Annotated in this window: 21 protein-coding genes and 1 riboswitch; of the genes, 2 read left to right on the top strand and 19 right to left on the bottom strand. The window is 47.3% G+C overall.

Annotated elements, in window-relative coordinates:
* Positions 1 to 100 precede the first annotated feature (100 nt).
* The 5 genes from rpsA to BVJ53_RS11220 all read right to left on the bottom strand — a co-directional run bounded on the left by rpsA (position 101) and on the right by BVJ53_RS11220 (position 5320).
* The gene (gene rpsA / locus BVJ53_RS11240; RefSeq protein WP_129302477.1) at positions 101 to 1414 is read right to left on the bottom strand and encodes a 30S ribosomal protein S1; all 1314 of its coding nucleotides are present in this window, start codon (positions 1412 to 1414) and stop codon (positions 101 to 103) included.
* 88 nt (positions 1415 to 1502) lie between these two features.
* Complete coding sequence (cmk, locus tag BVJ53_RS11235; RefSeq protein ID WP_129302476.1) at positions 1503 to 2168, bottom strand: (d)CMP kinase; 666 nt, start codon at positions 2166 to 2168, stop codon at positions 1503 to 1505.
* Positions 2169 to 2233: 65 nt separating this feature from the next.
* Positions 2234 to 2884, bottom strand: coding sequence for an SAG1386/EF1546 family surface-associated protein (locus tag BVJ53_RS11230; protein WP_129302475.1), 651 nt, complete (start codon positions 2882 to 2884; stop codon positions 2234 to 2236).
* A 59-nt stretch (positions 2885 to 2943) separates the two neighbouring features.
* Entirely contained in the window at positions 2944 to 4353 is a 1410-nt protein-coding gene (locus BVJ53_RS11225) for a RecQ family ATP-dependent DNA helicase (RefSeq protein WP_129302474.1), read from the bottom strand.
* Complete coding sequence (locus tag BVJ53_RS11220) at positions 4340 to 5320, bottom strand: helix-turn-helix domain-containing protein (protein ID WP_129302473.1); 981 nt, start codon at positions 5318 to 5320, stop codon at positions 4340 to 4342. Before BVJ53_RS11220 ends, BVJ53_RS11225 begins: the two co-directional genes overlap by 14 nt.
* An 82-nt stretch (positions 5321 to 5402) precedes the next feature.
* On the opposite strand from BVJ53_RS11220, the gene BVJ53_RS11215 reads away from it, so the two are divergent.
* Positions 5403 to 5660 (top strand): ferredoxin, encoded by a 258-nt coding sequence (locus BVJ53_RS11215; RefSeq protein ID WP_129302472.1) that lies wholly within the window; start codon positions 5403 to 5405, stop codon positions 5658 to 5660.
* 168 nt (positions 5661 to 5828) lie between these two features.
* On the opposite strand, the gene BVJ53_RS11210 is transcribed toward BVJ53_RS11215, so the two are convergent.
* From BVJ53_RS11210 to dnaE, 11 genes are all read right to left on the bottom strand, one after another.
* Entirely contained in the window at positions 5829 to 6407 is a 579-nt protein-coding gene (locus tag BVJ53_RS11210) for an ECF transporter S component (RefSeq protein WP_129302471.1), read from the bottom strand.
* Positions 6408 to 6502: 95 nt separating this feature from the next.
* A riboswitch (FMN riboswitch) is annotated at positions 6503 to 6621 on the bottom strand.
* A gap of 76 nt (positions 6622 to 6697) precedes the next feature.
* Complete coding sequence (locus tag BVJ53_RS11205) at positions 6698 to 7444, bottom strand: pseudouridine synthase (RefSeq protein WP_129302470.1); 747 nt, start codon at positions 7442 to 7444, stop codon at positions 6698 to 6700.
* Positions 7434 to 8045: an SMC-Scp complex subunit ScpB gene (gene scpB, locus BVJ53_RS11200; protein WP_129302469.1), complete on the bottom strand. Its 612-nt coding sequence runs from the start codon at positions 8043 to 8045 to the stop codon at positions 7434 to 7436. Before scpB ends, BVJ53_RS11205 begins: the two co-directional genes overlap by 11 nt.
* On the bottom strand, positions 8045 to 8770 hold the full coding sequence (locus tag BVJ53_RS11195) for a segregation and condensation protein A (protein WP_129302468.1): 726 nt from the start codon (positions 8768 to 8770) through the stop codon (positions 8045 to 8047). Before BVJ53_RS11195 ends, scpB begins: the two co-directional genes overlap by 1 nt.
* Positions 8745 to 9131, bottom strand: a complete 387-nt coding sequence (locus BVJ53_RS11190; protein WP_129302467.1) for an N-acetyltransferase — start codon at positions 9129 to 9131, stop codon at positions 8745 to 8747. The genes BVJ53_RS11195 and BVJ53_RS11190 overlap by 26 nt, the downstream gene beginning before the upstream one ends.
* Before the next feature lie 66 nt (positions 9132 to 9197).
* A complete protein-coding gene (gene xerD, locus BVJ53_RS11185) occupies positions 9198 to 10079 on the bottom strand; it encodes a site-specific tyrosine recombinase XerD (RefSeq protein WP_129302466.1) in 882 nt (293 codons plus the stop codon).
* Between the two features lies 1 nt (position 10080).
* Positions 10081 to 10965 carry a CvfB family protein gene (locus BVJ53_RS11180; RefSeq protein WP_129302465.1) on the bottom strand — a complete coding sequence of 295 codons (885 nt, stop codon included), beginning with the start codon at positions 10963 to 10965 and terminating at the stop codon, positions 10081 to 10083.
* Between the two features lie 53 nt (positions 10966 to 11018).
* The gene (locus tag BVJ53_RS11175) at positions 11019 to 11480 is read right to left on the bottom strand and encodes a DUF441 domain-containing protein (RefSeq protein ID WP_129302464.1); all 462 of its coding nucleotides are present in this window, start codon (positions 11478 to 11480) and stop codon (positions 11019 to 11021) included.
* Positions 11481 to 11844: 364 nt separating this feature from the next.
* Positions 11845 to 13611: a pyruvate kinase gene (gene pyk, locus BVJ53_RS11170; RefSeq protein ID WP_129302463.1), complete on the bottom strand. Its 1767-nt coding sequence runs from the start codon at positions 13609 to 13611 to the stop codon at positions 11845 to 11847.
* Between the two features lie 59 nt (positions 13612 to 13670).
* The gene (gene pfkA, locus BVJ53_RS11165) at positions 13671 to 14630 is read right to left on the bottom strand and encodes a 6-phosphofructokinase (protein WP_129302462.1); all 960 of its coding nucleotides are present in this window, start codon (positions 14628 to 14630) and stop codon (positions 13671 to 13673) included.
* Between the two features lie 111 nt (positions 14631 to 14741).
* Positions 14742 to 18038 carry a DNA polymerase III subunit alpha gene (gene dnaE / locus BVJ53_RS11160; protein WP_129302461.1) on the bottom strand — a complete coding sequence of 1099 codons (3297 nt, stop codon included), beginning with the start codon at positions 18036 to 18038 and terminating at the stop codon, positions 14742 to 14744.
* Positions 18039 to 18133: 95 nt separating this feature from the next.
* Here dnaE and BVJ53_RS11155 point away from each other — a divergent pair, with 95 nt between their 5' ends.
* Positions 18134 to 18328 (top strand): YjzD family protein, encoded by a 195-nt coding sequence (locus tag BVJ53_RS11155; RefSeq protein ID WP_129302500.1) that lies wholly within the window; start codon positions 18134 to 18136, stop codon positions 18326 to 18328.
* A gap of 184 nt (positions 18329 to 18512) precedes the next feature.
* Here BVJ53_RS11155 and BVJ53_RS11150 read toward each other — a convergent pair whose 3' ends face one another.
* The 3 genes from BVJ53_RS11150 to BVJ53_RS11140 all read right to left on the bottom strand — a co-directional run bounded on the left by BVJ53_RS11150 (position 18513) and on the right by BVJ53_RS11140 (position 21568).
* The gene (locus BVJ53_RS11150) at positions 18513 to 19373 is read right to left on the bottom strand and encodes a hypothetical protein (protein WP_129302460.1); all 861 of its coding nucleotides are present in this window, start codon (positions 19371 to 19373) and stop codon (positions 18513 to 18515) included.
* 90 nt (positions 19374 to 19463) lie between these two features.
* The gene (locus BVJ53_RS11145) at positions 19464 to 21017 is read right to left on the bottom strand and encodes a bifunctional metallophosphatase/5'-nucleotidase (protein WP_129302459.1); all 1554 of its coding nucleotides are present in this window, start codon (positions 21015 to 21017) and stop codon (positions 19464 to 19466) included.
* Positions 21014 to 21568 carry a DUF1836 domain-containing protein gene (locus BVJ53_RS11140; protein WP_129302458.1) on the bottom strand — a complete coding sequence of 185 codons (555 nt, stop codon included), beginning with the start codon at positions 21566 to 21568 and terminating at the stop codon, positions 21014 to 21016. Before BVJ53_RS11140 ends, BVJ53_RS11145 begins: the two co-directional genes overlap by 4 nt.
* Positions 21569 to 21785 lie beyond the last annotated feature (217 nt).

The following is a 21785-nucleotide window of genomic DNA, read 5'->3' as shown; positions in this document are numbered from 1 at the left end:
TTAAAATGTGTCGCAACCGATCCGCTGATTGTTACGTGCGGCGAACCGTTAGCCATAAAAAAAGTTGAGCCAAGGCTCAACTTTTTAAAGGACGGACCAATTACTTGTTGTCATCCTGATCATCGTTCTTACCTTTAGCAGCGTCTTTCAACGCATCGCCCAAGATATCGCCGAGTGAGAAGCCAGAATCGTCTTGCTGATACTCAGCAGGAATTGATGTCGACTGGTGACGATCGTTGCCACGACGCGGACGTGATGGGCGGCGACGTTCGTTGTTGCCATTGTTATTACTACCTTCGTGTGCTGGTGTTTCGCTGGCGCCTTCCGGACGATCCTGTAATGCTTTGATCGACAATGCCAAGCGGTGTGCGTCAGGGTCAACTGACAGCACTTTAACCTTCACTTCTTGGCCCTCCTTCAAAACATCTGCGGGCGTTGCGACATGCTCATGTGAAATCTGGGAAATATGAACAAGGCCTTCGACACCAGGGAATACTTCAACGAACGCACCAAACGTCGTCAAACGCTTAACCGTTCCGGTCAAAACCGAACCGGCCGGTGCTTTTTCTTCAATGTTATCCCATGGCTGTGGCAAGGTTGCCTTGATGGACAAGGAAATGCGATTACGATCAGGATCAACATTCAAAACCTTAACCTTAATCTCTTGTCCTACTTTCAGGACATCACTTGGCTTGTCAACATGATCGAATGAAATTTCAGACACATGAACCAAACCATCCACACCGCCGAGGTCAACAAAGGCACCAAAGTTGGTCAAACGAGCAACCTTACCTTCAACGACATCGCCCGGTTGAATCTTAGCAAAAATTTCTTTGCGTGCTTCGGCTTTGCTTGCTTCAACTATAGCTCGATGAGAGAGAATCAAGCGGTTTTCACTAGGTTCGATTTCAATAATCTTAAATTCGAGTTCTTTGCCTTTATATTGATTGAGATCTTCGACAAAGTGATCTTCAACCATCGATGCCGGGACAAAGCCACGAACGCCGGCATTAACAACTAGGCCGCCTTTAACAACACTAGTGACAGGTGCCGTGATAGTTTCGCCGGCTTCATACTTAGCTTGGATTTCTTTCCAAACCTTTTGTGCTTCTAGGCGGCGCTTGGACAGTAGGAACTGACCATTTTCTTTATCTTTGCCAACCGTTGAAAGCACAACTAAATCAAGTTTGTCGCCGACCTTGGCAACATCGTGAATGTCATCGATTGGCTGAGTTGATAACTCCTTGATCGGGACCACGCCTTCGACGCCTGTTCCTTCGATCCCAACGATCAATTGTTTATCTTCAACAGCAAGGACATCTGCCTTGACAGTGTCACCAATCTTTACTGTAGTGACACTCTTAAGGGCGTCCGCCATTGTTTCGGTGTTCTCATTAACGTTATTATCACTCATGCCAAAAAATCCTCCTATGCAGCTGTATACTGGGTCTATTGTACTTGAAAACGAAACAAATTACCAGCGCTTATTTCGCTCTGGTCAACTAGCGCGTTTTCGTTTCTGCCACTAAATCAAGAATCCGCGCCACGACCTCGTCAATTGACATATCGGTCGTATCGATGCGAATAGCGTCAGGAGCCTGCCGTAAAGGCGATACTGCCCGGTGGGAATCTTTACGGTCACGCTCGGCAATTTCAGCTTCTAGTGTTGCAAGTGGCGTTGTAATCCCTTTTTGCATATTCTCTTTATAGCGCCGCTTAGCACGCTCCTTAACTGACGCTACCATGAAAATTTTCAAAGCAGCGTTTGGCAAAACGGTTGTCCCGATATCGCGACCATCCATCACAATATCATGAGTCGCTGCAATGTCACGCTGCCGTTTGACCAATTCGGTTCGCACGCGCGGCAACGCCGAAACCTGGGACACATTATTCGTCACATCAGGTTCACGGATGGCCAATGTTACGTCTTCGTCATTCATGAAAACCCGTTGTTCCGTCTCACCAGGGGCAAACCGAATCACCATCTTGGCGAGATGCTGCATAATGGCTATTTCATCGTCCAGCGGTAATTGATCCTTAAGAGCCATGTACGTGACGGTACGATACATCGCACCAGTATCGCAATAAATAAAGCCCAATTTCTTGGCGACAAGTTTTGCAATGGTACTTTTGCCGGCGCTTGCCGGGCCGTCGATCGCAATCTGCATGAATTTCCTCCACAACACACGCCCCTGTTCATCACGTAAATGTTTCGAACAGAGGCGCGTTACATTTATTTCACTTTTAAAACGGTTCCGGGTGTCAGGGTGGAATTGGCGCTAAGGCCGTTTAACTGCAAAAGTTCATCCAACGACATACCGTGGTTAGCCGCAATTCGGTAAAGGTTATCCCCTCTAACCACCGTGTACGAATTCGCTGCGGTACTTGCTTGACTCGGTTTTGCAGTAGACGCTGCACTAGGCTGTGTTTGTGTAGAGGCGCTGCTAGGTATCCTTGCCTGACTCGGCTCATGTCGAGTCGACGTCTGCTGCGCCGATTGCTGATTGTTTACTTCTTTTGTAGAAGCTGAAGAAACCTTTGCAGCTTTAGAAGATTTTTCGGATTTTTTTACCTTTGATCGATGGCTAGATTCCTTGGCGCTTTGAATCACCACTTTATCATTTGACAAATTTGAGCCACTGCTCCCTTGGCTTCCCCAAACCTTGAAATAAATAATTGGCGATAAAACCAGCAAAATCAAAATAATTGCCAAAATCCATGTAAATTTTGAGCTGACTTGGCGCTTTTTACGGGTGGCCAATCGACTTAAGTTGCCTTGGTCATCACGATCATCATCGAAAAGGGTCTCCCAAGGCTTGTTTTGATCGTCACTCTTATGTTCTTGATCCGCATTGTCATGTTGGTGTTTATCTTTTTCGGCCATCACGAACCTCCTCACTACATGGATTTATTGTATCATATCGCGGCAAATCAGGTCGCCGCTTATCTAAAGATTTGCCTAAAAACGGCTTGCCAGTGTTTCGGCGGAGTTTGCTGGTGACCTTTTTCTGTGGCAAACGTTTGTAAAACGTCCGGCGTCACTGGTCCGCAGCAAAATGAACCGTGTTCTGGAGCTGGTGAATCAAAGTGTTTAAGTAATAACGCTCGCCGACAGCCGGATGCGTTGACAAAAGCTGCCATCGCCGTAAAACTATTCTGTTTTTCCGCAAGCCGCTTTTCAAGTTGCTGTTGCGTTTGAAGCAGTGAAAAGCCGGCCGTAATATACGCTTCAATCAAGCTGACTTGCGCGTCATCGAAATTACGGTAAATTTCTGGATGGGCGAAAATTGTCTGAATCATTGTTTGGTCGGGCAGCACTCCTGCCAGCGACTGACTATGTTTCAGGTCATTCTGAGTCACCACCATCGCAGCCAAACTAAGCGCTCCATCACGCCCGGCGCGACCAATTGCCTGGTAATAAGCTTCAAGCGATTCTGGTACATACAAATGAACGACAAGCCGTACATTTGACTTATCGATGCCCATGCCAAAAGCGCTTGTGGCGCAAATCACCCGAAGCTGATCAGATTGAAACTGCCGCTGAATCAAATCACGCTGATGCCGGTCCAATCCAGCATGGTAAAAGGCAGCTGCAGTTCCGACTTTTTGCAATTCGTCGGCTAGATTTTCAGATGCTGATCGGGTCGGACAGTACACAATCGTTGGCCCAACGTTCGCTGCCATAATACGTTGAAGTAGTTGCTGCTTTGTTTCCTCATTAGGGCAGACATCAACCCCAAGAAAAATATTCGGGCGATCAACCGAACCAGCAATGGTGACTGGGTTTTGCATGCCCAATTGCGTCAAAATATCGGTTCGGACCCGTTCCGGAGCGGTTGCCGTGAGCGCCAAAACGGCATCAACGTGTAATTGGCTTCGAACTTGCCCCAACTGTAAATAAGCTGGGCGAAAATCCGGGCCCCACTGGGAAATACAATGGGCTTCATCAACCACAAACAAGCCTAAATCAAGTTGCTTGAGTGCTGCCAACACATCCGTACGCTGCAACATTTCTGGAGAGATAAAAAGATAGCGATACTGGCCCAGATTTCGCAAAACCACAGGAAACACATTTGGGGCAATTTGTCCCGACAAAGCCAAGACCCGTTTCTCACCAGCTGCCTGCAACCGCCCTACCTGATCATGCATCAAAGCAATTAAAGGCTCGATAATCAAGGTCGGCTTGGCTTTGACGATTGTTGGCAACTGATAGCAAAGCGACTTGCCACTCCCGGTTGGCAGAATTCCCAAAGTATCGTGCCCAGCCAAGGTTGCCTGAATAATTGCCTTTTGTCCGGGCCGAAAATATTCAAAGCCGAAATGGTCGGCCAATAAAGTTTCAAGTTGCGACACGCGGCCATCTCCCTTGCATTTTTAGAATCTGAAATAAACGAATCTGGAAAAACTCACTGTCCGGAATCGTCGCCAGCAATGCCTGATGATCCTGCCATTGATCCACCCGATCTAAAGCATGACGCACTGCTGGCGGAATCAGTTTGATTATCGGAACATCCTGGCCCATGATAGCGGCTAATAAGAGATGTTCTTTGACAGTACTCATTTTGCGATGACTTTGTGCTGCAATTGTTGACAAATCAACGCCTGCTTGAACTTGCTTCAAGGTGGCTTGAGCCGGGCGCGTCACCAACTCCTGGGGGCCACCCCACAAGGCATACCACTGATTTTTGGTCGCAGCAATTTTCTGGATCAATGCAGCTAACGCATTCACACTGGCAAAATGTGCCTGTAATGTTGCCGGTTGGTGCTGACCTGCGTAATTGTGTCCGATCAGGTTGGCGGCGAGCACATCAGCAAGTGGCTCCGATAACCGATCAAAAAGATTGGTTAATTCATCAACTGCAGTCTGAACACGTATTTGTCGATACCAACGTTTCACAGCTTGCTGGGTCACCCAATCAGTACTGATCGGTCGGTAAGCTTGCGAATGATAGCTAGCTTCGGATAAAACCTGAACCGCTAAAAAGAAGCGTGGTGCGAACCTGTCAACTCGCATCCACGGTTGGTAGTAAGCAGGAAGTGACACCTTCTGAGCTGCTTGGATTTGACGCTTTTGACCGGTTCCCGTTAGTACCAATCCAGTTTCCGTGGCCGCTAAACATTTTTGGGCTTCTAACCTCGCCACGGCAGCCAAAAAAGCTTCTTTTGATAATCCCGGATAAAGTCGAAGCCACTGCAACTGATGATGACTCAAAGCCGCATAGAGAATAGAAATGGTTTGTTTGCCTGTTAACAGTCCAAACACAGACCGTTCGCGGCGCGGTTGGGTATTAAAAAATTGAATCACCAAGTCTGGTAGCAAAATAAGCACCTCTTTTCCCGGTTGTTATTGTACAATGACAAATAGTTAAGATCATGACAAAAGATTGAAGGCGGATATAATAATGGCTTTATACGGCAGGGTAGAACGCCCTGAATGTATCGCGTGCGGCTTATGTCAGATGCTGGCACCAGACTTATTTGACTACGATCAGGCAGGCATCGCCTATTATAAGCCTGATCGCAATACCGGTACAAAAGCGCTTGATGGCCAGGCAACGATTCATTTTCGTTTAGCATATAAACGGTGCCCGACACACGCAATCAAACGCAGTGACCATGCCTTTGACGCTGATCCTTATACACCAACCAAAATAGAATAAAACTGACTGCCTCCCGCTCACATCGATTAACAGTCTATTCATACACTACGCAATTTTCAGATGATGCCTGCTTGTAGCCAGTCACAAAAAAACTTCCGCCAAGTTGACGGAAGTTTTTGTTTGCAAATCTACAATTGTCAACAGTTCGCAAAACACCCAGCAAAGCGACTAGTGGCTCATCTGCATTTCCTGACGAGCAAGCCAAGGTGCCAGTGCCTTAGCAATCGCGAAGAAGGCAACTGAAATAACGCCGCCCTTTATCAAATTGAATGGCACAACCCCAATCAGCACGTAACGGGTTAACGACATGCCTAAGTTGAAATTAAACACCGCCATGTACATCGGCGTAATGACCAGCCAGTTTAGAATACTCATCACCAAAGTAAGGCTTAAAGTACCCAAAACCAGGCCTTCAACTTGGCGCCATAAACTGTGCTTACCGCGAACGGTGTAAACCACCGGCAGTAAGAATCCGACACTGGCAATAAAGGCAGCCAAATCGCCGATGAGGTTCACAACGCCGCCTCCTGTCAAGGCAAAATGAACCAGACTCCGGATAAAGGCAACACCGATGCCGCCAGCCGGTCCATAAAGCAGTCCCCCTAGCAACACGACCAAGTCAGATAAATCCAACTTCAAAAACGGAAACGCCGGAATAATCGGAAACGAGAACATCATCAATACGTAACCGATTGCCGCTAAAAGTGCGATACCCACCAAACGATGAACTTTAGAACGACTTGCCATAACGCATAACCTCCATGAGGCCGTCTTCCGGAACTTAAAAGACCTATTCCTCCTTCAGGGGGAATAGGTCTCGATTGAATATAGATTCAAAAAAGCCCCATCTTCTTCCATCTAGACTATCACTATCGGTACCGGAGTCACACCGGTTCCACCGCAAACACGGGTCGCGGACTATACCGCCGGTCGGGAATTACACCCTGCCCTGAAGACGAACCAATTATTTAATTACAAACACACTCTATCAGACGTGGGAGCCAAATTCAAGTGTTTCGATTGAAAACGCTAACAGTTTAATGCTTTTCATCATGATCACCGGTAAGTTGGCGCAAATCATGCAATTCCTGCGGCTTAATCTCACGATGTTCTCCCGGCTGTAAACCAGCTAGTGTCAGATTGCCATAAGCTTCACGGGAAAGCTTGGTCACCGGGAAACCAATCGCTTTGAACATCTTCTTCACCTGATGGTTCATGCCTTGATGAATGGTGAGTGCCACAATCGCTGTTTTCTTTGCTTTATCCGTCGACAGAATCTCAAATTTTGCTGGTGCCGTCATTTTACCGTCAATAACGACGCCGGTTTTAAGCGGTGCCAAGGCAGACCGATTCGGAATTCCTTCCACTTTGGCGACATACTTTTTCTCAAGTGCATAGCGCGGATGCATGAGGTGGTTAGCTAACTCGCCATCATTGGTCATCACTAACAAACCGCTGGTGTCATAATCTAGGCGGCCAACCGGGTAAAGTCGTTCGCGAATATCTTCAAAGTAATCAGTTACGACTTTCCGGCCTTTGTTATCCTCGACTGCGCTAATCACACCACGCGGTTTATAAAACAGAAAATACCGTTTAGCCTCTTTACCGATCGGAACACCGTCTACTTCAACATCATCATGTGGACCGACTTTAATGCCCATTTCAGTTTCAACTTGGCCATTGACTTTCACATGTCCGGTGGCGATAAGTGTCTCTGCATGACGGCGTGAGGCGATGCCGGCATTGGCAATGACTTTTTGCAGTCGTTCAGTTTTAGTTGTCATCTGTTTGGTTTTGCTCCATTTTCTTGTCGTCTTCAGCCTGTTGCGACTGACCATCATCACGGAATGCTGTAAAAAGATCGACTTCACCGGTGTCTTTAGGTGCATCGGCCAGTGGCGGCAGATCTGCTAACTGATTGAGGCCAAAGTAATCAAGGAAAAACTGGGTGGTCGCATACAGAATCGGCCGTCCCGGTGCTTCTTTACGGCCGGCTTCTTTAATCAATTGCCGGGATGCCAATGTTGTCAGCGCACCGGAACTTTGAACACCACGAATTTCATCGATTTCAATTCGCGTAATCGGTTGCTGATAAGCAATGATGGCCAAAACTTCCAGTGCTGCCTGTGATAAACCGGCGGCAGGCGGACCCGCAAAATACTTTTTGATCGCAGCTGCAAAAGCCGGTTTGGTTAATAAATAGTAACGGTCAGCAAATTGTTGGATCTGTAAGCCCCGCTGCTCGTCACTAGCCAGCTTTTCCTGATATACCTCCAACTGTTGGCGCATCGCACTTTCGCTGATTTCCAAAATCCCCGCAAGTTCACCGAGGGTTACGCCGCTTTCACCTGCTGTATACAGAATAGCTTCCAATACTGCCTCCATTAAGCGGCCTCCTTCAATGTCACTGTGATCGGATCAAACGGCGCATCTTGTTCGCAAATCACCTGATCGCTTTTCATCAGTTCCAACAAGGCCAAAAATGTCGTAACCACCTGCTCAACCGAATGAACCGCTAATAAATCGGCAAATAAGCATTGACCATCTTTTTGCAACGTCTTCAGAACTTCTCCGATGCGTTTTTCGACCGACACTGGCTCCGTTTCAATATGCGCAATCGTCTGGCGAGCCGCCTGCTGCGCCTTCATGACCCGGGCCATCGCTGCCTGAAGGTCAATCAATTTGACAGTTCCCGGGGCGAGCGGCACGGCCATCTTCTCGTCTGGTAACGTCGTCGGCTTGGCAAAAGATTGTGCCCGTTCAGCCTCCCGCTGTTTTAAATCCTTAGCTGCTTCTTGGTAAACCTGATAAGTCAACAATTGAGCCACCAAATCTGCCCGCGGATCGGTTGGCTCCTCTGGCTCAGTGGTTTCCGGTTCCGGTTGCGGTAACAAAAGCCGACTTTTTAAAACCATTAAATTAGCAGCCATGACAAAATAATCGCCGGCTACATCCAGCGCCAGATCCTGCATCTGGTGCAGGTAATCAAGGTACTGGGTGGTAATCTCGGCGATTGGAATATCGTAAATGTCCACTTCGTTTGTCCGAATCAAATGCCACAGCAAATCCAACGGTCCGGAGAAATCATTCAGCACGAGTGTCAGTGCCATGGTCATCCTCTTTTCGAAACTTGTTAAAGGCAGCTATCAGTGACGCATGCTCTAAAGCACCCATCAGTTTCTTATCAGGGAAGAGCTGCGTCAATTCTGTCAGCGCAGCAAACGCCGTCGCCTGATCACGGAAATTCGGTGAAAAGCTCAAATGCCGCACCAAAACAAAATCATCACTTAACTCGATACCGATCACACCGACAAAGTCATGCCCCTGCTTATACAAATACAGCGCATGCGAATCGTCTTCGGTGTACATCTTAAGTTCGGTCTTCAAGTGTCCGACATCTTTGAGATCGGGAATAAAAGACAAAAGTCCCATAGCGATCTTCTCGTAGTCGTTTTTGTATTTAACCAGCATATTTGCCTCCAAGAGATACTCTCGTAACACTCTATCATACAAACCGCTTCGGGGCAACGTACTCCCTCAACCGCGCGGATGCGTCTTATGATAGACCGCAACCAGATGCTGATTACTAAGATGTGTGTATATTTGCGTCGTACTAATGTCACTATGCCCCAATAATTCCTGAACAACCCGTAAATCTGCCCCATTTTCAAGCAGTCGCGTTGCAAAACTGTGCCGCAGCGTATGTGGCGTGACATCTTTTTGTATGCCGACACTGGCAATATAAGCCTTTAAATTCTTCCAAATTGCCTGCCGTGTAAGTGCATGCCCGTGAAAATTGACGAAAACGACTTTGGGTTCTTGGCGCTTAATCAACCGCGGTCGTGCTTCACGCAAATAGCGGTTAACCCAATCCGTTGCTTGGGGACTGATAGGCACGAGGCGTTCTTTATCACCCTTACCGGTCACCTGCAACAAGTTCATGGCCAAATGCAGTTGATCCATGCGTAACCCGACGAGTTCCGATACCCGCAAACCGGTTGCATACATCAATTCAAAAATGGCGCGATCACGCAGGCCAAGTGGTTTCGTGATATCCGGTTTGGCCATCAGCGCATCAATTTCCGTTCCTGATAACGTCGCTGGCAAGCGCTGTGCTTTTTTTGGCGTATCAATTTTAGTCATCGGATCGGTTTTAACCGCACCTTCTCGCAACAAAAATCGATAGAATTTGCGCAGAGCCGAAATCATCCGACTGACCGATGCAGGTGCCTTAGTGTCGTTTTGTTTTTTCAAAAATGCCTGAATGACAACAAAATCTTCCGGAAAGGTGCTTCGTTTTTGCGATGTCAGCCAAGCCTGAAAAGTTGTTAAGTCTTGTTGATAGCTTATTTGCGTCGTAGGTGCCAATCCACGCTCAACATTTAAATAATGAATAAAATCCGCAATCAACCCGTGCATATTATGTCTCCTGAGAGGCGTTACCGTTTGTCTTTAACAAAATCGTATAACCTGCTTCTTCTTTAATCAATCCGGCCTTCAGTAAGTGGCCCAGTGCCCGCTTAAACGCGCCTTTACTAATGCCAAAGACCTGTTTGATCGCATCTGGGTCGCTTTTGTCGGTATAGGCGATCTTGCCAGCAGGATCATGTTGTAACACCGCCAAAATCATGGCAGCATCGTCACCAATAGCCTCATAGGCTCGCGGTTTCAGCGACAAGTTTAATTCACCTTGGTCACTGATGCCAATCACTCGGGCGTGCAACACCTGACCCAGTCGTGGCTCAACATCGCGCTGACTTGGATGAATAAAGCCAAGGTAAAAGTCATCTGTCAACACTCGCGTTCCCGCCATCTTCAGGCGATAAGCCGTTGCGGTCACATCAGCATTCATTTGGTCAGGCTTGGCACGATTAGCCACTGCCTGAATAATCGTTTCATCGGCAAGATTGCCCCACAAACGGTCTTTTTTATCAGTTGTCAAAGCAATCATCAATCGATCTCCACGTTGAGGCCAAAGTCGGTTGAGTTCAGGCAGTTGGTCCTCACTCACCGCAATGTCTTTATCCGGTAAGCCGATATCGACAAAAACGCCTAAATCACGCCGCACTTCAACAACCGGTGCAAATGCGTAGTGATCACGACCCACCTTAGGCAGTCTGGTCGTTAACCGTGCCTCGCCATGCTTATTCTCATAAGCAAAGCCTGCCAGTTCACTACCGACTTCAGGCAAAGCATGCAATTCCTGCCGATCGATGGCCAAGGTAACACCGTCATACTGGGCAAATACTTCTTTCTCATTGTGATCCGTCACGTGAGCGGTGACGATTTGACCATTAAATTTCATCTTAATTATCTTGTCCCCTTGTTAACTGTATCCGACTTACCTTACTCTTTCCCTTATCGACCAGGCAGGATATTGAATGCAGTTAAAATAACGTAAGTAATACCACTGGCAATAACCGGCCCAGCAGCGATACCTTTTAAGAATACAACACCTAAAATCGTGCCAAAAACCAAGGCAACTGTCATCTCAGGACTCATTGCCAATAAGCCGACGCCCTTTGCCGATAGTACTGCCACTAAAACACCACAACCAATAGCAATCCAGCCAGCCGGACTTTTAATCACGTGCAGTAACTCTTTTACCCCGATTTCACCCGTCGCAATCGGCACCATGATGGCAGCTGAAATAACAGTGACTCCCCAATTAATGCCTTGACTTTGTAACAACTTCATCAAATGTTGCGTTTGCGGCAACAATTTTAGCACCATTACGACAGCAACGCCGATCACAAGACTCTTATTTTTTCCAACTAGCGCAATGATCAAAATGGCCAGTAAAAATAACCAACTTTCCACAGTTGCTAACAACCTCCAATCTTTTGCCGATCAGGATCATCGGCTGCCTGCTGTTTATCTCGTCAATTCACGCTGCTCTTTATTATAAGCTACCGAATCATTGCTGACGAGTCCTCAAGCATCTTTGTTTAGACACTGGCATAAAAAGGACATAAGTTGATGATTGATGACACACTTTACCATAACGCGCTCCCCGTCGCAGGAGCCTGCATGTAAGAGTCTTGGTCGCAATGAGCTAAAATGGTCCACTACCGCCCAAGCCCGCTAACCCTCCGGCTCCTATCGCACCGGCTCGCGCTTCAAAAAAAAACTCCTGAGTTTCCTCAGGAGTTTCTGAAAACCATTGTTAAGCTGATTGCCCGGATTAAAGAGCGTTAGTAGCGCCTTTGTAAACAATCCCACGACGAGAATCAACAGTAATGATCTGGCCGTCAGAGATAACGCTGGTAGCATTTTCAGCACCAACAACAACTGGAATACCCATGGCAATACCGACAACGGCAGCGTGACTGGTCAAACCGCCATTTTCAACAACCAAGGCAGCCGCTTTTTCGATTGCTGGCAGGTAATCCTTATCGGTTGTCTTAACAACCAGAATATCACCCTTTTGCATCTTCGCAGCAGCTTCTTGCGCATTGCTTGCAATGACCGCTTTACCAATCGTGGATTCATCACCGACACCAGAACCTTGAACCAGCTTGGAGCCGATAAGTTGAACCTTCATAACGTTGGTTGTGCCAGATTCACCAACAGGAACGCCAGCAGTGATCAGAATCAGATCGCCTTCCTTAGCAAAGCCGAGATCTTGCGCCTTCTTGGTCGCCAAGTCAAACATAGCATCGGTGTTAGCAGGCTTGTCGGCAATGATTGGGTAAACACCCCAGTTAACCATCAATCCGCGCTGGGTCTTCTCGTTAAAGGTGATGGCAAGAATGTCAGCCTTCGGACGATACTTGGAGATCATCCGTGCCGTGTAACCGGATTGGGTCGCAGCAACAATCGTCTTAACGCCGAGGTTGCGAGCCGTGTGTGCAACACTTTGACCGACAGCTTCAGTAACGTTTTTGTTGCTGTATTCCTTCAAGGCAAATGCGTCTTGATCCATCATCGCTGCTTCGGTGTATTCGTCAATCCGTGCCATTGCGGCAACAGATTCGACAGGATAATCACCATTAGCAGATTCACCGGAAAGCATCGTTGCATCGGTACCGTCAAAAACAGCGTTAGCAACATCATTTACTTCGGCACGGGTAGGACGAGGGTTTTCCTGCATGGAGTCAAGCATTTGCGTAGCCGTAATAACTGGCTTGCCCAAAGCATTGCACTTCTTGATCAACCGCTTTTGAACGATCGGCACATGTTCAAACGGAATTTCAACGCCCATGTCACCACGAGCAACCATCAAGCCATCAGAAACTTTCAAGATGTCATCGATGTTATCGATACCTTCTTGAGATTCAATCTTAGGGAAGATTTGAACATTAAGTGCATTCTTTTCTTCAAGGAGTTCACGAATGTCCAAAACATCCTGAGGCTTACGAACAAAGGATGCAGCGATGAAGTTGATCCCGTGATCCAAACCGAAACGAATATCATTGGAGTCTTTTTCAGTGATACCAGGTAAATTAATGGCAACGCCCGGAGCATTGACACCTTTCTTACCGCCAAGCACACCGTCGTTTTGCACAACAGTGACAAGTTCGCGATTCTTCTCGTCTTTTTCAGTGATCTTCATGTCGATCAAGCCATCATCAAACAAAACGTGGCCACCAACATGTGTGTCATCGTAAAGACCAGGATAAGTAACAGCAACCTTTTCCTTAGTACCCTTCAAACTGGCATCCATGGAGATGCGAACTTTATCACCCGTGTGGAATTCGATCGTGCCATCAGGGGTATCCTCAAGCGTGGTCCGAATTTCGGCACCTTTCGTATCAAGCATGATACCAACGGTCTTGCCCGTGATCTTTTCAGCCTCGTGAACCATTTTCATCCGTGCCAAGTGCTCTTCATGATCACCATGGGAAAAGTTGAAACGGAAAACGTTGGCGCCTGCTTCAATCAACTTAACGATGATGTCAGTGGTGTTGCTAGCAGGTCCAAGTGTGCTGACGATCTTGGTTTTTTTCATAAGTGAAATCGCTCCTTGCAATTATTTAAACAGACGTTAATGTCGTTTGTTTACAGAAATTAAAATGTTAACTCTTCCGCCAAGGTGTAGAGCGAAAGTTCGGCGTGATGTTTAGCATCAAACAAGGTTCGAACGTCATGCGCCGTGATCTTGTTATTTTCAATGCCAACAGCCAATGCACCTTTGCCTTGCAGCAAAAGTTCAACCGCGTAAGCACCCATTTGTGAAGCCAATACGCGATCACGAGCTGATGGTGCACCGCCCCGGACAATGTGACCCAGAACCGTTGCACGTAATTGGAAGTCACCGTAAGCCGCTAATTCTTTGGCAAACTGGTCGGCATGCATCACGCCTTCAGCAAGCAAAATAACCGCATGCTTCTGACCGCGTTCACGAGAACTCTGTAACTTCGACGCAATTTTCTTCACATCAAAGTCATGTTCCGGAATAATCACATCTTCGGCGCCACCGGCCACACCGGACCAAAGTGCAATGTCACCAGCCTCACGACCCATGACCTCAACAACAAAGGTCCGTTCATGGGAAGCCGCGGTGTCACGTAACCGGTCAACCGCCTCAACCACGGTATTTACCGCCGTGTCAAAGCCGATTGTGAAGTCAGTGTACGGGATATCGTTATCGATCGTTCCCGGCAAACCGATTGTATTGAAACCATGACGGGTCAGAGCCAAAGCACCGTGATAAGAACCGTCGCCACCAATGACAACCAATGCTTCAATTCCGAACTTGTTCAGTTGTTCAACCCCACGCAACTGACCTTCTTCTTGAGCGAATTGCGGATAGCGAGCCGAATACAGCATGGTCCCGCCACGCTGAATCTTATCGCCGACAGTTGACTCGCTCATTTTAAAAATATCACCGGCCACTAATCCAGCAAAGCCATAATTGATGCCGTATACCTCAAGTCCTTCATGCATCGCCTTGCGGGCAACAGCACGGACCGCAGCGTTCATGCCTGGTGCATCGCCGCCACTGGTCAAAATACCAATGCGTTTCATTATTTCACCTCATGCATATTCTTTTGCGATATGTCCTACCACAAATACTCATTGAGTTTACCACTTTTCTGAAACAAAGTCCCTGAAAATGAGAACATTTTACAATTTTCTCTAGGACTCTTTTCGTTTTCTCAAGACAACATTATCAGCGCCAAACTCTGACTTCAAGGCTTCGAGCAGTGTTTCTTCAGCTTTGACCCAATACTGCTTGTCCAATAAGACAGTTTCGCGCGTTGCACTGTCGACGGTAATAACGGGCGTTGTCCCGTGAGTAGCTTGCAATTTTTTCAGTAAACCAGTGCGCAAAGTCGGATCCTTGGCGTCAAGCCGAATGAAAAGCTCGGCTGTTGGCAAGTTAGCCAGCAACGGTTGCGCATCCTGAATCCTGTTCACAATCAACTGTAAGTCGTCATTACGTTTCTCCACCCGACCGTTGACCAACACCACCATATCCGTGGTTAAATTTTCGATTGTGGGATATAAGTTGGGGAAAACAGTTAGTGACACATTGCCCGTCGCATCCTGACCGTCCACAAAGGCCATTGGCTTACCTGTTTTGGTTCGAATTCGTTTGATGTGCCGAACCAACAGCAAAATGTTCACTGTCTGTCCTTCCTCCAGATCATTGGCGCTCACCAAGGTATATTGGGTTTTCAACGGTGCATATTTATCAACTGGATGTCCGGAAAGATAAACTCCCAGAACCTCCGCTTCGGCTTCAAGCCGCTCACTGGCGGGCATTTCTGGCACTTTAATTGTTTTAGGCGCCAACATCGAGAAAAGTCCGACGTCTTTGCCTGCCAATTTAACGGAATTAATCAACTCGTCCAAATTGGCTAGCGCTTGCGCCCGATTCGCATCAAACGTATCGAATGCTCCGGCAAGAATCAACGATTTAAAGTTGTCAGCTTTCAACCATTTGGGATCCAGTCGTTGTAAAAGATCGCGCAGGTTTTTAAACGGACCATTTTGACGCGCGCTAAAAATGGCTTCGCTAAAGTCGCGGCGCATCCCTTTGACGGACAACAGCCCAAAACGAATTTTCCCTTGACTTAATTTAAAACCGCCGTTGCTAGTATTAATATCAGGACCCAGCAGTCCGACTTTCCGTGCCTTGGCTTCTTGAACGTAAGTACGCAATTTTGGCAAATTGTTCATGCTGGCATTCATCAAGGCGGCAAAAAACGCCGCTGGATAATGAACTTTTAAATAAGCCAGCCAAAAGGCAACCTTACTATACGCAACAGCATGGGAACGATTGAAGCCATAATTTGCAAACCGATCAATGTAGGCGTAAACAGTCTTGGCCGTTTCTTCAGGGAACCCCTGTTTAACGGCGCCTTCGATAAATTTGTCCTGTTCGGCAGCCAAGACGGCAGACTTTTTCTTACTCATCGCCCGTCGTAGCAAGTCCGCTTCGCCAAGACTGAAGCCGCCCATAACGTTGGCAACTTGCATGACCTGCTCCTGATAAACGAGAACGCCATAGGTCGGTTTGAGAATCTTGGTCAGTGCCGGATCCGGGTAAGCAATCGGCTCCTGGCCGTTTTTACGGGCAATGAAGGTGTCAATATTTTCCATTGGTCCAGGACGATACAACGCGTTAACGGCAACGACGTCTTCAAACGCAGTCGGGTGCAATTTTCGCAAAACATTTTTGATGCCAGAAGACTCGAACTGGAAAACCCCATTGGTATCGCCTCGCGCAAACAAGTTTAGCGTCGGTTTATCGTTCAGCGGAATGGTCTTGGGATCAAACGGCTTGCCGGCATCCCGTGCCACAAAATGGCTGGCAGCCGCTAGAATATTAAGGTTTTTCAGTCCCAGAAAATCCATTTTCAACAAGCCTAATGCTTCAACGTCGTCCTTTGGCACCTGGGTCTGTTCAAGTCCGTCACCACTGGGCTGCAGTGCCACCGTATCGGTCAATGGCTCTTCCGAGAGTACAATACCCGCTGCATGCGTCGAATAATGTCGCGGTAGTCCTTCTAAAGCTAGCGCAGTTTGAAAAAGCATTCGGTTTTTTGGTGAGTCAGCAACCAAATTCTTGAGCGGCTGGCTTTGCTCGTAGGCTGTCTTCAAGTCGATGTGAAACAAATTGGGAATTGCCTTACTCCAGGTGTTGCTTTCAAACTGACTTAAGCCAAATACCCGCGCAACATCACGAATCGCCTGTTTGGCCCCAAATGTTCCAAAAGTAATGATCTGAGCCATGTGATTTTTGCCATACTTGTCGTGTACATACTGAATCAACTCGCCGCGCCGATTATCGGGAATATCCAGATCAATATCCGGCATCTGCGCCCGTGCCGGATTTAAAAACCGTTCGAATAACAGATTATATTCGATCGGATCCACCTCGGTGATGGCTAGCGAATAACTCACCAATGAGCCAGCCGCCGACCCGCGCCCGGCGCCGGTCATGATGTTCACCTTATGCGCGTAATTCATTACATCCCAAACCACCAGAAAATAATCGGCAAAGCCCATTTCGATAATGACATGTAGCTCATACTGCAGGCGTTTTTGGTAAGCATCTGGAATGGGCTGGCCATGAAAACGGGCGGCAAGTCCAGACTCTGCCAACTTGGTCAAATAGTCTTTCGACGGTATTTGATCCGGCGTCTGATAATGCGGCAGCTGAGGTTGCTTAAAGTCAATGGTGACATCAGCACGGGTGGCAATGTCAGCGGTATGATCCACTGCCGCCTGTAATCCAGCCGCCGCAAAAGGTGCAGCAGCGTCTGCGGGCGGCTTTAACCAGTCCTCACCGGCATCAGTTAAAACTGGATCACGAAAATTCATTTGGCTGCCTTCATCAATAGCAACCATCACTTTTTGTGTAAAGGCATCGGTCGGGTCACGATAAAGAACATTGCCTAATGCAAGCGGTTCGAGTTGATGTGCTGCGATAAACGCCGGAATGGGACCGTCAAGATGTGCCTCATCCACGCCGATATAAACCGAAATCGGCTGCTTAGCTTTTAAAGCCGTTAAAAAAGCCATCGCTTGGTCATCTTGATGGGCCGTAACCGCCTCTGCAAATGACGAGTCTGGCAGCGTAATGGCGGCCAGCCCAGTCAACGGTAATAAATCGGCAAACTTAACCGGTGTCTTTGCCAGCATGATTTGTGTTGATAATTTCAAGAGCTGGTGATAGCCTGCATTGTTTTCGGCAATAACTAACAAACGGGCATCGTCGATATCAATTTCCATGCCTAGCAATGGCTTTAGCTCTGCAGCTTTTGCCTGACGATAAAACTCGACCAAACCGTAAACCACATTGGTATCAGTTAAGGCAATGGCCGTGTAGCCCCTGGTCTTGGCCGCATGAATCAAATCAGGCAGTGCCAATGGGCTGTGTAATAGGGTATAATTGCTATGAACCTGTAATTGGGTAAACGTCATCTTGCCACCTCACCCCTATTATACTGGAAATTGTCATAATTTCAGTTGATTTCATCAAGAGTCGTGGTAAGATGACGAAAGAAAAGAGGGATTTCATGCGGTATCTACCTACCATTGTTTGGGGTGTGATCCTCGGCCAAGTTGTTGGCTTCTTGATTGGCGCCTTGAACGGCAGCAGTTACGATCCTAAAACAAGTGCGATCGTTAGCGTTATTTTTGTCGTGATTTTATTTTTCTTCCCGCCGGTTATGCAGCACTTTGCCAAATCAACAGGAAAACCGGAACATTAACTTACAACGTGCCAATTAAACACGCTTGATAGATCGCCATCCTTAAAAATAGCACCTGAAGACCGCCTTCGCCTTGGCTGCCTTCAGGTGCTATTTTCATGATCGCTAAATTTCGATGTTCAATTAAATCCCAAACTACATGATCAGTGTGAGTGAAACCAGCCATTCAACGGTTTCGGTTGGACTACTTTGTGACGTAAAGGTACAAAGCGGTGGTTGAGTAGCCGACGTCAAAATGCACACCGTTGCTCTTAATCGTACTAATCGTCGTAGCGTTGTTCTTAGATTTGGCATCTTTTGTCAGTTTCTTGAAGTGCGAGAAAACTGTTTTGGCATTGGCACCAACCGCCGTACTTAGGAGCCCGAAATCAGTTGCGAAGGCTTGCATCTTCTTGTTGTTTTTGAGAACCGATAACGGCACAATCACAGCAAACCCCATTGCTTTGCCATGCGCAACACTCGCGCGATAATTGATATCAGCGGTTTTTAAGATTGACTGAATGCCAGTTTTGACCGTTGTCGGCAGTTGATTTTCCTTTGTATTGGCCGTTGCCTGTGCCATCAGCTTCTTAAGTGTCTGAGCCTGTTGACCAGCTGCCATTTTTTCTGCAAGGGTCATGCCAGCAGCATTTTTTTGTAGCGCAGACGCCGCTGCCTGACCCTGTTTCAGTTTAGCTTGATCAGCTTTTGAAAGACTTGAAACTGCCAGCATTTGATTAAATTTGGTTGCAATATCGGCGTAATTTCCTAATGATTTGCCTGCTTTGACAGTCACATCGGTTTTGAGCGAACCCGCCTTGAGGTTAACCTTTTGTGCCTTATCGGTGATCGGTACATCGATGACAAACGTGCCACTGTTAACCGGCACGCTTCCTTTACCAGCGTCACTGGTGTAACTGACACGTTTGACGCCGCTGGCATTTCCCTTGACCGTTGCAACCAGACCATCGCGACCGTAAGTTGCTTTTGTGGTGCTTAACTGTTGCCCGCAGCCTACCAACAATAATGCCAATAGACCAATCAGACCGTATTTCCAAAACTTCATGACGGAACATTCCCTTCACTTGATCTCATTGATGACGTCCATCAGCATAAGCGTTCACAGCGCACTTGACAAGTACAATATGACTCAGTGTCACATTGACGGCAAGACGCTAAAATTATGATCTGCCTCTGCTTCTAAAACAGGATGAGCCTTCAAATAGTCAGCAATCAACTCGGTCATATCTTTTTGATTTTCGCGAATGATCTTCTCCGGCCCAAACATCGCAAAGTTACCACCACCGGCTGCCCGGTATTGGTTAACGGCAACATCATAAGTTTGCTCTTCTGTCACCGGCTGCCCGTGGTAGGCTAGGTTGGTTACCCGTTGCCCGACCGGCTGCCGAATGTCCAACGTATAATCGATGCCTTGATACATATCGTAGTTATAGTGTTGCGGTTTAGGTCGCTCAAAACGTGGTGTAACCGTCAACTGACCATCAGCAGTCAGTGAAAAATACGTTGCACACTGTTCTAATGCGGCTTTAAGATCCGCACCGGTCAATCGCAAGACAGCCAGTGTATTAGGATAAATATAATTGGTCACGACATCGCGCATCGTAATGGTCGCGCCAAAACCACGGCCTTCGTTATTAAACAAGGCGGTACCGGAAATATCGGCGCCAGTACTGGCCATTTGCACCCGTTGAATAAACTCGATATAAGGTGTTTCATACACCCGCGCCGCAAACGGATCCCGAATTCGCATGTCACCTTTGACGCTTGCCAGCGGTTGATCAAGCCAAGTCTCGACAACTTGGTTGAGTGGCTGGGCAATGTTCACAATGGCTTCACTGGCAGTCGACGCGCCGGTTTTAACCAGAACCGCCTTACCATCTGCTACCCGATAGCCGGTTGCAGTTGGCGTCAGGGTTAAAGTGATTTTACCGACTGCTTCGCCGCGATAACCTGGTTGCGTGATCGGAACCCCATTTACCGTCGCGGCCAATTGCCGGTGCTGATGCCCAGTGATCAACGCATCAATTCCTGGGATTTGAGTCAAAGCATAACCCACATTTTCACCGGTCAAGCGCTCGGTGGGCTGCCCTGTTTTTAAATCCCGTTCAAAACCGCCATGATAAGCCACAATGACAACATCCGCTTTTTGGCGGAGACGAGATACATAATACTTCGCCGTTGCGATAACATCTTGAAACTGAAGCCCAGCAATATTTTTAGGTGACTCCCAGTGCGGGATATAGGAAGTTGTCAAGCCGAGAACAGCAATTTTGACCCCGTCCCGTTCAAAAATTTGATAAGGAGCACCAAAAGTCGGTTTACCATCGCGGGTAATATTCGCATTCAACGTTGGATAATTAAGTGTTGTCAACGCTTGCCGCAAATAGTCCGCACCATAATTAAATTCGTGGTTGCCGATAATGCCGGCATCATAACCAACCGCATTGTAAATGCGCGTCAATTGTTCTGGCTGTTGACTCACTTTGGCGACATAATAGGCTAACGGTGATCCTTGCAGCCAGTCGCCATTTTCAATGGTCAAAATTGGACCTTCAGCAGAAGCTTTTTGAGCATCCAAAACCGTCTTAGCCTTGGCAAGTGAAAAAGAAAGATCCTGCTGACGTTTGACATAATTAGTCGGCAAAACAAAACCATGGGTATCGCTAGTCGACAATATCGTGAGTTTCATGCCTTTTTCCCTTCCTTTGGCGCCGATGCTTCTTCGAGTTCCAGCATGTTTTCAACCATGAGCTTTTGCAAAACCGCATTAATAGCCAACGTCACCACCGCATGCCGGGTTGCCGTTGTGTCTGGCTTATTCACACGATTAATGGTCAGAGCATCGTTAAAATCGGAGTTTGCCTGCTCAATGGCACTGACAAAAGTCAAGATAAAGGTGTCATATGCTTGAGCGACTGGCCGACCTTCTTTGGCGAAGCGGATCCCCTTCGCAATCATGTCCAGCGCAAAGACCGGTTTCAACATAGCGATCACTAAAATATTCGCCAATTGTTCCGGACGATATTTTTTCTTGACGGGAGCTTTAATTACCCCTTTTTTGACATAGTTGTTCACCATGGTCGAGGTGATCTCACCAAAACCAAGCGGTGACACAATATCATTCACATATTGAATAACCTGATCCATGTATAGATCAAATTGGGGTAAATCGGCCCAGCGGGGAAACTGCGCTCCTTGAAGTTGTGCCAAGTAATCGGCAAATTTTTTATTTTCAGCCATATTGCACCTCGTTTTTAGCTACATTATATCATGACAGTTAGTTTTGATAACCAAATGTTCACCGGCTCAATAGCTGAATATCTACCAGGCTATTCGTCATATATTTATTCAGATGCTGAAGAGCTAATGATTCATAAGGTCTTATCTATGCATGTGTTCCGTTCCGTTGACTCTCTCGCTCTGTAACGCGCTACAGTCGCAGAAATCTACGTGTGAG

Origin of the sequence: Lacticaseibacillus chiayiensis (assembly GCF_004123795.1) — a bacterium.
Taxonomy (GTDB): Bacteria; Bacillota; Bacilli; order Lactobacillales; family Lactobacillaceae; genus Lacticaseibacillus; species Lacticaseibacillus chiayiensis.
The sequence above is the reverse complement of the archived record's forward strand: the minus strand, read 5'-3'. Positions and strand labels throughout refer to the sequence as shown.